Raw genomic sequence first — 15706 nt, 5'->3', positions numbered from 1 at the left:
GACATTGTTTGCCGACGATCGAGGTGTACAGCATGGCCGAGCGTTCCCCGTGGGAAACCGACGACCTGACAGCGGTGCGCGATCTCGCTCGCAGTTTCTGCGAGAAGGAGATCAAGCCGAATATCGAGAAGTTCATCGAGCAGCACCACGTCGACCGTGAGCTGTGGAACAAAGCAGGTGAACTCGGCCTGCTGTGCATGTCGATTCCCGAGGAGTACGGCGGAGGCGGCGGAACGTTCGCCCACGAAGCGGTGCTGATCGAAGAGCAGGCGCGCATCGCGGACTCATCGTGGGGTGCGAGTCTGCACAACGGGATCATCGCCCACTACCTCCTCGCCTACGGGTCGGAGGAGCAGAAGCGCACCTGGCTCCCGAAGATGGCGTCGGGCGAGGTTGTCGGCGCCATCGCGATGACCGAGCCGGGTACCGGATCCGATCTCCAGGCCGTGAAGACCAAGGCGATCCGCGAGGGTGATGAGTACGTCATCGACGGCTCGAAGATCTTCATCACCAACGGCGGCCAGGCCGACCTCATCATCGTCGTCGCCAAGACCGACGTGAGCGAGGGCGCCAAGGGAATCTCGCTGGTTCTCGTCGAGGCTGATCGTCCCGGGTTCAGGCGTGGTCGCGTGCTCGACAAGGTCGGGCAGCGCGGGCAGGACACCTCGGAGCTCTTCTTCGACAGTGTGCGGGTACCGACGTCGAACCTGCTCGGCACCGACGAGGGGCAGGGCTTCATCCAGCTCATGCAGCAGCTTCCGCAGGAGCGTCTGATCATCGCCGTCGCGTCGACGGCAGGGATGGAGGTCGCGCTCGAGCACACGCTCGCCTACACCAAGGACCGCACAGCGTTCGGCCGACCCATCTTCGGATTCCAGAACACCAAGTTCAAGCTCGCAGAGGTCGCCACCGAGGCGCGGATCGCCCGTGTGTTCACTGACGACTGCATCATCAAGCATCTCGACGGCAAACTCGACATCCCGACAGTTGCGATGGCCAAGTGGTGGACCAGTGAGCGGGCGATGGCGGTGGCCGACGAGTGTCTGCAACTCTTCGGTGGCTACGGGTACATGAACGAGTACCCGATCGCGCGGATGTGGGCCGATCAGCGTGTGCAGAAGATCTACGCGGGCACCAACGAGATCATGAAGGAGATCATCTCGCGCAGCCTCTGAGGCCGAGTGGGCGGTTCAGTCGGCGAACGCTGCGAGCATCGCCAACTTCTCGTGGTCGGACGAGCCCGGGACAGCGGTGTAGACCAGAAGTGCCTGAGCGCTGCTCGGATCGAACAGCGTCTGGCACTGCACCTCGATGACACCCAGCGAAACGTGGACGATCCGCTTGTCGATGTCGGTCAGCGTGACACTCACATCGTGGCGGTGCCACAACTCCGCGAACTCTGTGCTCTCGGCTAGTAGGGCGTCGGCGACTTCAGCTGCACGCGACTCAGGTCCGAGCCGGGTGACGGCCTCCCGCAGCCTGGCCGTGTGCGCCCGAGCGTGTAGGGCGTGATCCTCGGGGAGAAACCGCGCACGGGTGTCGGCGTCGGTGAACCATCGATACGCGATCGAGCGGCTGAGCCCGCTGAAGGCACTGTCGTCGCCGACGAGTGCGACGGCCAGCGGGGTTTGCACGAGAGTCTCACCGGCACTGTTGACGACCATCGCCGGAGTGTCGGTGAGGCGGTCGATGATGCGCAGCATGCCGGGGGAGACGTGATCGTCGCGGCTGAGTCGGTCGGGCGCGTTGTGCCCTGCCAAGCGGAACAGGTGGTCTCGTTCGTCGAGGGACAGGTGGAGTGCCCGCGCGATGGCTGTGACCATCTGGTCCGATGGAAGCGGGCCGCGTTGCTGTTCGAGTCGTGTGTAGTAGTCGACCGACATTCCGGCGAGCGCCGCGACCTCCTCACGTCGAAGCCCGCGGGCTCTGCGGCGTTGTCCGACGCCGAGACCGACGTCTGCGGGTTGCAACGACTCGCGGCGCCGACGGAGGAACTCGGCGAGGCCCGCCCGATCGACGGTGCTCACCGGGCACGCTCAAAGGGCCGTGGATGTTCGGTCATCTCTCCAGGGTGACCGATCAGCCGGAGGTGAACCAGGGATCGTCGGTCCCCGGATATCGGGTGCCTTGTCGGAGTCGCGACAGGGGAGTGAACTCGGTGACACGACCGAGGAACGGCACACGGCCGGACCACACGGCAACGAGGAGACGACATGAAGACAAGCGGTAACACCATTTTCATCGCGGGCGCGACGTCGGGTATCGGACTGGGTCTCGCTCTGAGGCTTCAGGAGGCAGGCAACACGGTCATCGTCGGCGGGCGGCGTAGCGAGCTCCTCGACCAGATCGTCGCCGAGCACCCCGGAATCGAAGCGGTCCGCATCGACACAACCGACACCGACGACGTCAATCGCGCGGCCGCGGACGTGACCCGACGCTTCCCCGACCTGAACGTGGTTGTCTCGATGTCGGGGATCATGCGGGCCGAGGACTTCACCACTCCCGACTTCCTGGAGACGGCGGCCGTCGAGGTCGACACCAACATCCTTGGGCCGCTACGCCTGGTCGCGGCCTTCACCGACGCGCTCACCGGTAAGGACGGAGCCACGTTCATCACGGTGTCGTCGGGTCTCGCGTTCACCCCGATGGTCGATACGCCTACCTACAGTGCCACGAAGGCTGCCATCCACTCGCTCTCGGAGAGCCTTCGAATTCAACTGGCGGACAAGGGGATCGACGTCCTCGAGTTGGTCCCGCCAGCAGTGCAGACCGACCTCATGCCCGGACAGGCCGACGCCGACTGGGCCATGCCTCTCGACGAGTTCCTCACCGAGGTGATGGCACTGCTGCCGACCGCTGACCGCGAAATTCTGGTCGAGCGGGTCAAGCCGCTGCGGTTCTCCGAGGTGTCGGGAGAACACGACCAACTGGTGACGATGCTGGCCCACCTTGGCTGACCAGCGTCGCCCCTGAGTTGGTGGGGGTCACTTGCGGTCTTTGATGATCTTCTTGACTTCGTCGGCGTCGACGTTCTTGGCGATGAGCTTGCCGCTCTTGGACTTTCGTACTGAGTACGTGTCCTTCTTCTTGCCCGGCGCAACGTGGAGCCCCGACTTCTTCGCGGCCTTGTTCAGATCTTCCAGCACGGGTGCAGATCGTAGAGCATGAAAGTGAACTCCACGCTACGACGATGCGCTCACCGAACGCACAAGGCCCTGCCCACTAATCCGTGGGCAGGGCCTTGACCTGCGGGGTGAGCGACGGGACTCGAACCCGCGACAGCCAGGATCACAACCTGGTGCTCTACCAACTGAACTACGCTCACCATCGGCATCGGAAAACCAGGAAGAACACTGGGTCCCAGAGCCAAGGTCATACTCTAGCGGTTCGGACGCTCCGAACTCCAATCGGTTGACTGACCTGCGTGTTTCAGGCAGGCCCGAGGTCTTTGACGATCGTCGTGAGGGTGTCGACGTCGGGGCCGGGCTGGGGAACAAAGGCCGCAGCTCGGTAGTAACGGAGCTCACGGATCGACTCGCGGATGTCGGCGAGGGCGCGGTGCGCGAGGCCCTTCTCGGGCTGATTGAAGTAGACGCGCGGGTACCAGCGTCGAGTGAGTTCTTTGATCGAGCTGACGTCAACCATGCGGTAGTGCAGGTAGGCGTCGAGTTCTGGCATGTCCCGGGCGATGAAACCTCGGTCGGTGGCGATCGAGTTGCCTGCGAGGGGGACCGCACCCGACGTTGTCACGTGTGCGCGGATGTAGTCGAGGACCATCGCCTCGGCTTCCGGGACGGTGATCGCAGACCGTCGAACCTCGTCGGTCAGTCCCGAGTCGGCGTGCATTTTGGTCACGACGTCGGGCATCGCGTCGAGATCGGCGTCGTCGGCGTGGATGACCACGTCGACGCCGTCGCCCAGAATGTTGAGGTCACTGTCGGTGACCAGGGCGGCGATCTCGATCAGTTTGTCCTTCTCGAGATCGAGGCCGGTCATTTCGCAATCGATCCACACCAGTTTGTCCTGCACGCATCAACCTTAGCGGGCGACGATCCGCGGCTATTGTTTGCTGTAGTGCACCGACCCGCCAGAGCTGTGACCACTGTCGTGCTCGGGCAATCCAACCGCCGGAAGGACATGTTCGTGACCGATCCCACCCAGGCCGCCCAGACGATCGCACAGGGCTACCAGTTCGCTTCGACAGCGCTTGAACTCGGCACGGTATCTGTCGACGGCCAGGTCGACTCGACGGCCAAGGTTCGTATCCCGCTGGCGATGATGAACCGTCACGGGCTGGTGGCCGGAGCGACGGGCACGGGTAAGACCAAGACCTTGCAACTCATCGCAGAACAGTTGTCGGCCAATGGCGTTCCGGTCGTGATGGCCGACATCAAGGGCGACCTGTCGGGGCTGAGCCGGCAGGGGGTGTCCAACGACAGAATCACCGCACGCGCGGCGCAGACCGGCGACGACTGGTCGCCGACGGCGTATCCGGTCGAGTTCGTGTCGCTCGGATCGCAGGGGATCGGGGTGCCGGTGCGTGCGACGATCACTGCGTTCGGGCCGATTCTGCTCAGTAAGGTGTTGGGGCTCAACGACACCCAGGAATCGACGCTCGGACTGATCTTCCATTGGGCAGACAAGAACGGCCTGGCCCTGCTCGACCTCAAAGACATCCGGTCGGTGATCGCCTACCTGACCAGCGATGAGGGTAAGCCAGAACTCAAGGCGATCGGTGGGGTTTCGACGCAGACCGCCGGAGTCATCCTGCGCGCACTGACGAATCTCGAAGCGGCAGGCGGCGATACGTTCTTCGGTGAGCCGGAACTCAATCCGCAGGATCTGCTGCGGCTCGCTCCGGACGGCCGCGGCATCATCACTCTCTTCGAGTTGGGCGATCAAGCCGCCAATCCGGTCCTGTTCTCCACGTTCCTCATGTGGATACTGGCGGAACTGTTCGAGTCCCTCCCCGAGGTCGGCGACGTCGACAAACCCAAGCTGGTCTTCATCTTCGACGAGTCGCATCTGCTGTTCAACGACGCGTCGAAAGCCTTTATCGCGCAGGTGGTGCAGACGGTCAAGTTGATCCGGTCCAAGGGCGTCGGCGTGTTCTTCTGTTCGCAGTTGCCGACCGACATTCCCAACGATGTGCTGTCCCAATTGGGCGCCCGAGTCCAGCACGCGCTGCGCGCATTCACCCCCGACGATCAGAAGGCGCTCAGCAAGACAGTCAAGACCTACCCGGTATCGGACGTCTACAAGCTCGATCAGGCGCTGACGTCACTCGGGACCGGCGAGGCGATCGTGACCGTGCTGTCGGAGAAAGGTGCGCCGACGCCGGTCGCGTGGACGGTCATTCGAGCGCCCCGGTCGTCGATGGAAGCTGTTGCGGCAGCAGATATCACGGCCGCAGCGAAAGCGAGTCCGCTCTACCACACCTACGGCACGGCCATCGACAACAAGTCGGCCTACGAAATGCTCGCCGCGAAGATGCTCTCGCCCGGTGAGTCGCCCGACGCTCCGGCACCGACGCCGCCCGCGCAGGCGCCTGCGCCGACCCCGGCACCTGTACCTGCTCCTGTGCCCGAAGAGCCCGGCATGATCACCGAAATCCTGACGAGCGAGCCGATGCAGAGATTCTTGCGCAACGCTGCCGGCCAGGCGGGCCGCGAGTTCAGTCGAGCGATCTTCGGTACCGGGCGTCGTCGGCGTTGAGGACGACGCCCGGCACCGTTGAGTGCTACAGGTCTAGTTGGACCGTCACCGCATTGCCCGGGCCGGATGCGATGGGATTGAGCAGCGGTGTGAGCGCGCCGCAGCCTGCCAGCGGTGGGATCGTCAGGTCGCCCTTGAGGGTGAGGGGTGCGAAGAAATCGGTGCCCTCGTCCTCGGAGAAGGGGATCTGGCCGGTCAGCACCAGTTCAGCGGGGGTGCTTGTCGTACACGGAGCACCGACGAGATTGAACTCCTTGATCCCAAGCGGTTCGATCCGCTGGATCTGAATGTTGAGCTTCTGAGTGACCTTGACGTCCATCGGTCCCTGGCCCGTCGGCGTGGCGTTTCCGGTCGCTGGTCCGTCGGGAATCATCTTGATTTGCAGCGTTGCTACACGTAGGTCGGCCAGTCTCCACGCGGCACGTGTCTGCGCCGACTGGATCGTGGATTCCAGTGCGAACGGTGGCATCGACTCGGCCTTCGTCCGCTCTGTGGTTGTGAAGACCACGTCGACGCCGAGATTCTTGAGGTGAGTGGTCACCGTGGTGTGCTTGTGGTTGATGTAGAGCGAAGGGGCCGCCTCCGCGTGTACGGAAGTGGCGAAAACGGCTGCGGCAGTTGCGGATAGCGTTGCGGCCGTGATGACTGTCCGACGTAGACGGGTGAAGCGACGCATGAGACCTCCTGAGAACGAGCCAGCACCTACCTGTGAGTAAGTTCTCAGAAACTAGCACTGTGTGATTTGGCTAACTATCAGATTCTCGATTTGTCCCGGTGAAGGGCAGAGCCGGTCATCGCGAGCCGGGTCACACCATTGGCGACACGGGCCAATCGTCGGGGTACCGATCGGCAACCTCATCGGCGTCGCGGAAGAGTCGTTTGCGAGCCTTGGCGGTCAAGCGATCGCCGAACACCATGCCGCGCGTGTGGTCGGTCTCGTGCTGTAGACAGCGGCCGAGTATCCCGCCCGCTGTCACGGTGACCGGTTGGCCGAATTGGTCGACGCCTCGACACGTCGCGACCTTCGGACGGGCGAGATCCTCATGGGCACCCGGCAGCGAAAGACATCCCTCGCCCAGCGTCGCGAGTTCCCTGTCGCGGCCCTCGGGGAGTTCGAGCTCGGGATTGCAGATCACGCCCGTACGTCGCCTGCCTGTCTCGTCGCCGCAGTCGTACACGAATACCGCGAGGTCGACGCCGATCTGGGCCGCGGCAAGACCCGCACCCGGTGCCGCGGTATTGGTGGCGAACATGTCGGCGATCAGATGCTGCAGCTGGTCGTCGAAGTCGGTCACCGGACGGGCAGGCGTATGCAGGACAGGGTCGCCCCACCGCACGATCGGGCGCGGCGTACCGATGCGGAGTAATTCTTCGAGTGGCATCGGGTTCCTAGGACTCTGGCCCGAGTCGCTTGTAGAACGTGCCGACGATGGGAGCGACGAGCGCCCGCGGACTGTAGCCGCCCGCGACCGACATTGCCTTCGACAGCGTTCCGGGCACAACGCGCATCTTGTTGTGCTCCAACGCATCCAGGCTCATCTTGGCTACCTCCGCGCTGTCGTGCCACAGAAAGCCGGGCACCATCTTGTCGACGATCGACGCGTCCTCGGGGTCCGGTGTCTGAGTACGGACAGGTCCTGGCGCGAGCAGGGTGACGTGGACACCCGAACCGCCGACCTCGCCACGCAGCGACTCGCTGAAAGTGTTCACGAAGGCTTTCGACGCCGCGTAGGTGGCGTTGTTGGGGATCGGCATGTTGCCAGCTGCCGAACCGACCATGAGGATGCCGCCCGAGCCGCGAGCAACCATCTGGGGGAGCACCGCGAGGGTCAGGTCATGCACGGCGTTGACGTTGAGCCGGACCTGGGCGCGCTCGTAGTCGGCATCGAGCTCGGCGACCGGACCGAACGTGGCGATGCCCGCGTTGTTGCAGAGCACCGAGACCTCACGCTGGGCGAGTTCTGCGGAGAGGATCTCGACGGCAGTCGGATCCGACAGGTCGCTCGGTCGTACCTCGACCTGCACGTCGTGTTGCGTGCGCAGCTCGACTGCGAGCTCTTCGAGGATGTCCCCGCGACGCGCCACGACGATCAGTGAGTGCCCGCGACTGGCGAGTTCGCGGGCGAGTTCCATTCCGATTCCGGAGGACGCGCCGGTGACGACGGCGCGTGCGGACACGACGGGAGACGCAATGGGCATGGCGGTCATGGTAGCGCCGCCGGCGTGGCTCGATCGCGAACCGGTCGCGTGGCTGTGCGCTGGTCAGCTCGCCGAGAGCCGGAACACCCTGATCTCGCGATCGGTGCGATCGCGGTAGACCGAGTACACGTCGGTGACGTCGCTCTCGAAGAGGCGGTAGATCCGCTCGCGCTCGGGGCCGTCGAGAAGCGTCGCGACGGCGTCGACCTCGACGCCTGCCGTGTTGACCGTGCAGGCGGGGTTGGCGAGGAGATTGGCCGTCCAGGCGGGATGGCGTTCCTGGCCGAAATTGGACCCGACGACGAAGATGTCGTCGCCCTCGCGGGCGTAGAGCAGCGGCGATGTCCGCGACAGCCCGGACTTTGCGCCGGTGGTCGTCAACAGCAGCGTGGGAGCCCCGATCGGCCCCAGTACGGTGAACCGCCCCTTCGAGGCATGCAGGACACGCCGGTCGACACCGGCCGATCGACGCACCACCCACGAGCCGACGCTCGTCTTCGCGAGAGCGGTCATCGGGCCGCGCAGTGGACTCGACGTCGAGCCCCAACGCCGCTCGGCAAACGGAGACGCCATGCCACTCCTTCGATCGACGGACGTGCGACCCACACAGCTTCTCAGTTTTGCGGCTGCACGTACGTCGAATCGGTCTGGGTGTCGATCGATTGGTAGCGGTTTACTCGATACCCGCTGCGACCTCAGTGCCCTGACGGATCGCGCGCTTGGCGTCGAGCTCGGCGGCCAGGTCGGCGCCACCGATGACGTGCGTTCGGATGCCCGCCACGGTCAGCGGGTCGACGAGGTCGCGGACGGACTCCTGTCCCGCGCAGATGACCACGTTGTCGACCTCGAGGAGGCGCGTCTCACGGACCGAGCCGTCGTCGTCGTGAAAACTCAGGTGAAGTCCGGCGTCGTCGATCTTGTCGTAGGTTGCACCCGAGATCTGTTCTACGCCTTTCATTTTCACACTCGCCCGATGTGCCCACCCGGTGGTCTTGCCGAGTGTCTTGCCCTGCTTGCCGCGCTTGCGTTGCACCAGGAAGACCTCGCGGGTTACCGGAAGCGGTCGGGGCGTGGTGAGGAAGCCGGGAACGTCGAGGTCTTCGCTGACTCCCCATTCCTGTTCCCATTCCTTGAGGTTGAGGGAGGGTGAGTCGTCGACGGTGAGGAATTCGGTGATGTCGAAACCGATGCCGCCCGCGCCGATCACCGCGACACGCTTGCCGATCTCGCGGTGGCCGAGCACTGCCTCGGCGTACGACATGACCATCGGGTGATCGACACCGGGGATGTCGGGTATGCGTGGGGTGACGCCGGTGGCGACGATCACCTCGTCGAAGCCCTCGGCGATGATGTGCTCGGCGTCGACGCGCTGTTCGAGATGGACGCGGACGTTGTTGAGCTCGAGCTGCCGGGTGTAGTAGCGCAGCGTCTCGGCGAACTCCTCTTTACCGGGAATCCTTGCGGCGATGGAGAATTGGCCGCCGATCGTCGGACCGGCCTCGAAGAGCTCGACCCGGTGGCCGCGTTGTGCGGCGGTGACCGCGGCCGACAGTCCGGCCGGTCCGGCGCCGATCACGGCGACCTTGCGTGCCCGACGCGTCGCGCCGAGGGTCAGCGTGGTTTCCCGTCCGGCACGCGGATTGAGCAGGCACGACACCTTCTTCCCGACGAACGCGTGGTCGAGGCATGCCTGGTTGCAGCCGATGCAGGTGTTGATCTCGTCGGCGCGACCGGTCATGGCCTTCACCGGGAATTCGGGATCGGACAGGAGCGGGCGAGCCATCGACACCGCGTCGACGCGGCCGCGGTCGAGGATCTCCTCCGCCACCTCCGGGGTGTTGATGCGGTTGCTCGCGATGAGCGGGATCGAGACCTCGTCGCGCAGTCGTTCGGTGAACTTGACGAACGCCGCGCGTGGCACCGAGGTGACGATGGTCGGCACGCCGGCTTCGTGCCATCCGATGTCGGTGTTGATGGCGTCGACGCCGAGCGCCTCGGCCTTGCGCGCCATGAGGGCGATCTCGTCCCAGGTCTGTCCGCCCTTGACGAAGTCGGCGATCGACTGCCGAAGGATGACCGGGAAGTCGCGGGGGACGCGGCGTCGGATCTCGGTGATCACCTCCACCAGAAAGCGCTGCCGGTTCTCGGTGGAGCCGCCCCACTTGTCGGTGCGGTCGTTGGTGTGCGGGCACAGGAACTGGTTGACCAGGTAGCCCTCGCCGCCCATGATCTCGACGGCGTCATAGCCGGCCTGACGCGCCAGCTTCGCGGCTTGCCCGTACGAGCGGATCACGTGCCGGATGACCGACTCGGGCATCGGCAGGTTCTTGAAGGGGTGGATGGGCGAATTCTCGCTTCCCGGAGCAACTTTCAGTGGCGTGTAGCCGTAGCGGCCCGCCTGGAGGAGTTGCATGGCAATCTTGCCGCCCGCGTCGTGCACCGCGCGGGTGACGCGCTGATGCCGCTTGGCGTCGAGCACGTTGGTCATCTTGCCCGCGAAAGGCAGGAGCTGGCCGGTGCGACTGACCGCGAAGCCGCCCGTGATGATCAGGCCGGCACCGCCGCGTGCGCGCTCGGCGTAGTAGGCGCCCAGCTTGTCGGTGTCCCACACGCGGTCTTCGAGGCCGGTGTGCATCGACCCCATGACGATGCGATTGCGCAACGTCATCCCGCCGACGGTGAGGGGCTCGAACAGACGCGGATAATACGGATTCGGTTGGCTCGAGCTGGTATTCGCGGATGGGGCTGACATCTGCGTTCTCCTGGGTCGTCGGGGATGGGGTGGGTTGGTGGTCAGGACTCGTTGCCGACGGATGGCGTCGACGCGGTGGATGTTCGACGCTGCTCGGCGTCGAGCGCGGTGATGACTTCGTCGCACCAACCGACAAAGCCTTCTTCGATGCGTACGCCGCCGCGGAGTACCAGGTACTGATGGAGGCGGCGGCCGGTCAGTGCCTGCGGGTCGGGGTAGTCGTCCTTCTCGAACGACTGGTAAAGGTGCAGTCGCGCAAGGTGTTCGGCGCGGTGCCTGCGGAGTTCGTCGATGACGTCGGTGAGGTCGGCGTGCTCTGCTGCTCGGATCTTGAGTCCGAGGTCGTCGCGGAGTTGTTGCATGGGCGTCGGCGACGAAACCCACTCGCGCAGTGCCTGACGGCCCGCGTCGGAGAGTGTGTAGACCTTCTTGTCCGGTCTGCCCTCCTGGGCGACGGGTTCGAAGCTCACCATGCCCTCGGCGTGGAGCTTGCCCAGTGTGCGATAGATCTGCTGGTGCGTCGCCGACCAGAAGTAGCCGATCGACCGGTCGAATTGCCTGCCGATCTCGTAGCCGGTGCCCGGGCGTTCGGAGAGCGACACCATGATCGCGTGTTCGAGTGCCACGACTCGACCGTACCAATGCACCTACGCACTATGCAATAGTGTGCATAGGGTTCTTGTTGCATAACCGGCCGAGTGTATTTCCCGCGTACATACAGGTCGGATGCGTGTGCACTATCGCGTCACGCCGGAGCGTTCTCCGGTTCCATCCACCGGCTCAGGTCGTAGAGATGCCCGTCGCGGAGTTCGATGATGCGGTCGGCGATCGCGGTGACCCGAGTGTCGTGCGTGATGAGCAGCGTGGTGCGCCCGTCGGCAAGCCGCCGGAGGGGGTCGAGGATTCGGCTCGTGGTCGCGGCGTCGAGACCCGACGTCGGTTCGTCGAGGATGAGCGCCGGAGTGTTCCGGAGCATCGCACGGGCGATCGCGATACGTTGCCGTTGACCACCGGAGAGCGTGAGGCCGCCGTCGTCGAGCCGGGCGTCGTAGCCGTCGGGCAATCTGCGGATGAACTCGTCGGCGTCGGCGGCCACCGCGGCGGCGATGATTTCTTCGCGAGTCGCGGCCGGCCGGCCGTAGGCGATGTTGTCGGAGATGCTGGCGCCCTTGATGATCGGCTGCTGGGGAAGCAACGTGATGTGATCGCGAATCCAGCGGCCGGTCAGGTCGTCGTAATCGACGTCGCCGATGGTCAGGTTCCCGGAGTCGGGATGTTCGAATCGGCACAGCAGCGACGCCAGCGTCGACTTTCCGACGCCGCTCGGTCCGATCAGTGCGGTGATGGTCCCCGGCGCGAGGTCGAGGTCAATGGCGTCGAGGACCGTCTGGTGCTCGCGCGCCAGGGTGACGTCGCGCAGCGCGATGCCGACCGGCGTCGTCGGGCGTAGTGGTGATCGAACGGTCGCGGGGATGTCAGCGAGTTCGACGCGTTCGACGGGTGCGACGTCGAGGACCTCGGCAACACGCTCGGCGCTGATCACCGCGGACGCGATGGCGATCCGGATGTCGGCCAGCTCCTGCATCTTGGGATAGAGCATCCCGAGATAGCCGGTGAGGGCCAGCAGCCCGCCGACGCTGAGCTGGCCCTGGCGTACCTGCCAGACGCCCACGATCGCGATGGCCAACGTGACGACGACCTGCCCGAAGCTCAAGATGCCGCCCAGTCCGGCCTCGACGCGGGTCTGCGCAAGGCGGGCGCTCATCCAGGTGACCCCGTGCCGGTGGAGTCGAGCGTGTTCGCGCCCCTGCTGGTTGTAGGCGACGGCCGTCTCGTGGCCGAGGAGTGCGGTTTCGACGGAGTCGGCGATGTCGCTGTTGGCGCCTCGTTCGTCGCGGGTGACGCGTTCCTGCCGACGGGCGAAGAATGCGGACAGACCCCACAGCGCCGGGACTGCGGCCAGCGCGACGAGCGCGACCTGCCAGCTCATGATGAGTGCGGCGACGACCAAGCCGATGGTGTGGGCCAGCGCGATCACGAACTGCATCACGCCTGTCCCGATCAGGTACTCGACCGCTTCGAGGTCGCCGGTGTGCCGGGTGACGAGATTGCCCAGGCCCAGCCGTCGATGCTGGACGGGGTGAAGGCGCTGGACGTGGTCGAAGAGTTGATCACGCAGCCGTAACACGACGCGTTCGGAGATGCCCACGGACACGACCTGACCGAAATAGTCTCCGCCGCAGGAGATTGCCGTGATGAGGAGCCAGAGGAGCGCAAGGCGTGCAAACGTGGTGACGCTGTTCGAGTCGAGCGCGCCGTCGATGACATCTGCGAGCACGAAGACGGCAACCACCTCGCATGCCGCAGCGATGCCGAGCAGGGTTCCCGCGAGGGCGAATCGTCTGGCCTCGCCTCGTACTGCGGGAGAGAAGCGTCGAAAAGCTTGTCGCGCGTTCATCGGACGTCCTTCTGTGTCGGTAGGCATGAGAACAGGAGCCGACTCGGGCGTCGATGGCGCTCATGGCGGCGTCGGACGTCCGTGTCGGCTCCCATGGGCCGGAAGGTCAGTAGACCCAGCGCCAGTCCCAGCGGTGCGCGCGTGCATTCCAGAAGCGCTGGCGACGACGGCGACGCGGCGGCTGCGGGGCAGGGGCCTGGCGCGGGCCGTTGTTGTTCTGCTGCGGAGGGGTGTTGATAGGCATGGGATCTCCTTCGTGACTACCTGCCGGCGGCGTTGCCGACGAGGAGAACACTATGGAGCTTCGCTGACCGCGCCCTGCGGCGACGCTGGGAGGCGGCTGTCAACGCAAAAGTGCTGTCCGACAGTGGGTTACCGATCGGCTCGGGGCCCGGGTATGCGCGGTCGCCAGTCTCGGTATGTCGGTAACCCGGCGTCGCGCTCTGCGATCCCGCAGACTGATTCTCGTGCGTAACGACGAAACTCGTGATGGCGACGGCGACAACGGTGGAGGGAGCGAGCGCGGGGGCTCCGGCGCCACCACGACGTCGCGACGACTGGCCGACAACATGGGATGGACACGCGTCGACGTCGACGACGTTGTCGGACCGGGGGAGCGGCTGTCGTGGCCCAAGACGGTGAGTATCGGCCTGCAGCATGTCGTCGCCATGTTCGGCTCGACGTTCCTCGTACCCGTGCTCACCGGATTCCCGCCTGCCACAACGCTGCTCTTCTCCGGGATCGGTACCGCACTGTTCCTCATCATCACCGGTAACCGGCTGCCGAGCTATCTCGGTTCGAGCTTCGCGATCATCGCGCCGGTGCTCGCGGCGACGGCGTCGAACGGGCAATCGTCTGCGCTCGGCGGAATCGTCGTTGTGGGTGCATTGCTCGCGTTGATCGGCGTCATCGTGCACTTCGCGGGCGTCCGATGGATCGACCTCGTGATGCCCCCGATCGTCACCGGAACGATCGTGGCGTTGATCGGCCTGAACCTTGCGCCATCGGCAAAGGCGAACTTCGAGAAGCAGCCGGTGACCGCGACGATCGTGCTGGTGTTGCTGGTCTTATCGATCGCGTTCCTGCGCGGACTGCTCGGACGACTGGCCATCGTATTGAGTGTGGTGATCGGCTATGTGGTGGCGTTGATCCGCAACGAGGTCGACACGAGCGCCATCCACGCTGCGAGTTGGATCGGCCTGCCCGATTTCCAGACCCCGACCTTCCACCTCTCGGTGATCCCGACGTTCTTACCCGTGGTACTCGTGCTGGTGGTCGAGAACATCGGACACGTGAAATCCGTGGCGATGATGACCGGAGCGAACTTCGACGACCGGATGGGCAGAGCGTTGTTCGCCGACGGACTGTCGACGATAATCGCGGGTTCGGGCGGAGGGTCGGCGACCACGACATATGCCGAGAACATCGGTGTCATGGCCGCGACCAAGGTGTATTCGACGGCGGCGTACTGGGTCGCTGCTGCTGCGGCGATCATCCTGGGGCTGTGCCCGAAGATCGGTGCCGTGATCGCGTCGGTTCCCTCCGGGGTCCTCGGAGGCATCACCACGGCGCTCTATGGCCTCGTCGCGATCATCGGTGTGCACATCTGGGTGACCAACCGCGTCGACTTCTCCCGCCCGATCAACCAGTTCACCGCCGCTATTCCACTGATCATCGCCATCGCGGACTTCAGTTGGACCATCGGCGACGTGAGCTTCGGCGGCATCGCGATCGGTGCGGTCTGCGCGCTGCTCATCTATCACACGATCCACCTCATCGGTGGGTGGCGCGGAACTGCGGGAGCGCGCGGCGCTTAGCTGAGAGGTGTTGTTCTCCAGGATGATTCACACGCCGAACGGCGCGGCGTAGTGCATGACTCCGGTCGGAAGCGGCTTGGTCTCGTCGAGTGTCAGGGCCATGACGGCATCGTCAGGGGCGTCGAATGGAACGGTGATCCCGTGTGTCGATGCGCGTTCGAACCCGAATCGCGGGTAGTAGTCTTCGTGCCCGAGCACGACGACGTGTGGTTCACCCATCTGCCTTGCGGCCTCGAGAAGTGCACGGTTGACGGCGCTGCCCGCACCGCGGTTCTGGAATTGCGGCAGCACCGACACCGGCCCCAATCCCAGGACCGGAGAGTCGTCGACGTAGCCTCGGGTCGCGACGCCATGCCCCACGACACGTCCCGTCTCGTCGGTGACGACGATCGACAGTCCGTCAATCCAGGCGGGGTCACGCCGTAAGCCGTCGAGGATCTCGGCTTCCTCCGCGGACGGAAACGCGGCGAGGGTGACCTCTCGAACGGTCGGTACGTCGGCCGGGGTCTCGCTACGGGTGTGCCACTGGGTGCCGGGGGTGTGCTCAGACATCAGTTGATGACGCTATCAGCGATGGGTGGCGGGCAACTGGACTCGGCAGGATCGGCCGGTCGAGCAGATCGCCAGATCTCGCGAGAGAATCGACGCCCTCCGCGCCTTGGCGATAGGTAACAAAGTGACTGACAAGGCACGGTAAAAGCCTGGCGCGAATCCGCCCGCCCTACGTGGCCTCGACGCGGAATTGCGCTCATTCGACGTGTTTTC

16 protein-coding genes and 1 tRNA gene are annotated in these 15706 nt (G+C 64.8%); 4 read left to right on the top strand and 13 right to left on the bottom strand.

Going from position 1 to position 15706, the window contains the following annotated elements; genetic code table 11:
- Positions 1-32 precede the first annotated feature (32 nt).
- Complete coding sequence (locus GOSPT_RS17540) at positions 33-1175, top strand: acyl-CoA dehydrogenase family protein (protein ID WP_039856552.1); 1143 nt, start codon at positions 33-35, stop codon at positions 1173-1175.
- Positions 1176-1190: 15 nt separating this feature from the next.
- Here the strand turns inward: GOSPT_RS17540 and GOSPT_RS17535 are convergent, their stop codons facing one another.
- Entirely contained in the window at positions 1191-2027 is an 837-nt protein-coding gene (locus tag GOSPT_RS17535) for a helix-turn-helix transcriptional regulator (protein WP_005207790.1), read from the bottom strand.
- A gap of 186 nt (positions 2028-2213) precedes the next feature.
- Here GOSPT_RS17535 and GOSPT_RS17530 point away from each other — a divergent pair, with 186 nt between their 5' ends.
- Positions 2214-2957 (top strand): SDR family oxidoreductase, encoded by a 744-nt coding sequence (locus GOSPT_RS17530; protein WP_005207789.1) that lies wholly within the window; start codon positions 2214-2216, stop codon positions 2955-2957.
- A 27-nt stretch (positions 2958-2984) separates the two neighbouring features.
- Here the strand turns inward: GOSPT_RS17530 and GOSPT_RS23950 are convergent, their stop codons facing one another.
- The 3 genes from GOSPT_RS23950 to orn form a co-directional block, all read right to left on the bottom strand.
- Positions 2985-3146 carry a hypothetical protein gene (locus GOSPT_RS23950; protein WP_005207788.1) on the bottom strand — a complete coding sequence of 54 codons (162 nt, stop codon included), beginning with the start codon at positions 3144-3146 and terminating at the stop codon, positions 2985-2987.
- A 106-nt stretch (positions 3147-3252) separates the two neighbouring features.
- Positions 3253-3325: transfer RNA gene (locus GOSPT_RS17525), tRNA-His, on the bottom strand.
- A gap of 104 nt (positions 3326-3429) precedes the next feature.
- On the bottom strand, positions 3430-4029 hold the full coding sequence (orn, locus tag GOSPT_RS17520; protein WP_005207787.1) for an oligoribonuclease: 600 nt from the start codon (positions 4027-4029) through the stop codon (positions 3430-3432).
- A 114-nt stretch (positions 4030-4143) separates the two neighbouring features.
- On the opposite strand from orn, the gene GOSPT_RS17515 reads away from it, so the two are divergent.
- Positions 4144-5715, top strand: coding sequence for a helicase HerA-like domain-containing protein (locus GOSPT_RS17515; RefSeq protein ID WP_005207786.1), 1572 nt, complete (start codon positions 4144-4146; stop codon positions 5713-5715).
- Between the two features lie 25 nt (positions 5716-5740).
- On the opposite strand, the gene GOSPT_RS17510 is transcribed toward GOSPT_RS17515, so the two are convergent.
- From GOSPT_RS17510 to GOSPT_RS23945, 8 genes are all read right to left on the bottom strand, one after another.
- Positions 5741-6391, bottom strand: a complete 651-nt coding sequence (locus GOSPT_RS17510) for a hypothetical protein (protein WP_005207785.1) — start codon at positions 6389-6391, stop codon at positions 5741-5743.
- Between the two features lie 130 nt (positions 6392-6521).
- The gene (gene def, locus GOSPT_RS17505; RefSeq protein ID WP_005207784.1) at positions 6522-7097 is read right to left on the bottom strand and encodes a peptide deformylase; all 576 of its coding nucleotides are present in this window, start codon (positions 7095-7097) and stop codon (positions 6522-6524) included.
- 7 nt (positions 7098-7104) lie between these two features.
- The gene (gene cmrA, locus GOSPT_RS17500) at positions 7105-7923 is read right to left on the bottom strand and encodes a mycolate reductase (RefSeq protein ID WP_005207783.1); all 819 of its coding nucleotides are present in this window, start codon (positions 7921-7923) and stop codon (positions 7105-7107) included.
- A gap of 54 nt (positions 7924-7977) precedes the next feature.
- Positions 7978-8487, bottom strand: coding sequence for a nitroreductase/quinone reductase family protein (locus tag GOSPT_RS17495; protein ID WP_005207782.1), 510 nt, complete (start codon positions 8485-8487; stop codon positions 7978-7980).
- A gap of 100 nt (positions 8488-8587) precedes the next feature.
- A complete protein-coding gene (locus GOSPT_RS17490) occupies positions 8588-10666 on the bottom strand; it encodes an NADPH-dependent 2,4-dienoyl-CoA reductase (RefSeq protein ID WP_039856537.1) in 2079 nt (692 codons plus the stop codon).
- A gap of 41 nt (positions 10667-10707) precedes the next feature.
- Positions 10708-11292 (bottom strand): PadR family transcriptional regulator, encoded by a 585-nt coding sequence (locus GOSPT_RS17485; RefSeq protein WP_039856536.1) that lies wholly within the window; start codon positions 11290-11292, stop codon positions 10708-10710.
- Positions 11293-11411: 119 nt separating this feature from the next.
- Positions 11412-13124 carry an ABC transporter ATP-binding protein gene (locus tag GOSPT_RS17480; protein ID WP_005207776.1) on the bottom strand — a complete coding sequence of 571 codons (1713 nt, stop codon included), beginning with the start codon at positions 13122-13124 and terminating at the stop codon, positions 11412-11414.
- Between the two features lie 106 nt (positions 13125-13230).
- On the bottom strand, positions 13231-13368 hold the full coding sequence (locus GOSPT_RS23945) for a hypothetical protein (protein WP_156527355.1): 138 nt from the start codon (positions 13366-13368) through the stop codon (positions 13231-13233).
- Between the two features lie 325 nt (positions 13369-13693).
- Here GOSPT_RS23945 and GOSPT_RS17475 point away from each other — a divergent pair, with 325 nt between their 5' ends.
- Positions 13694-14941, top strand: coding sequence for a uracil-xanthine permease family protein (locus GOSPT_RS17475; protein ID WP_039856549.1), 1248 nt, complete (start codon positions 13694-13696; stop codon positions 14939-14941).
- Positions 14942-14968: 27 nt separating this feature from the next.
- Here GOSPT_RS17475 and GOSPT_RS17470 read toward each other — a convergent pair whose 3' ends face one another.
- Positions 14969-15493, bottom strand: a complete 525-nt coding sequence (locus GOSPT_RS17470) for a GNAT family N-acetyltransferase (protein WP_005207771.1) — start codon at positions 15491-15493, stop codon at positions 14969-14971.
- Positions 15494-15706 lie beyond the last annotated feature (213 nt).

The sequence above is a fragment of the Gordonia sputi NBRC 100414 genome, assembly GCF_000248055.1.
Taxonomy (GTDB): Bacteria; Actinomycetota; Actinomycetes; order Mycobacteriales; family Mycobacteriaceae; genus Gordonia; species Gordonia sputi.
This window is presented reverse-complemented; position numbering and strand designations above follow the sequence as displayed.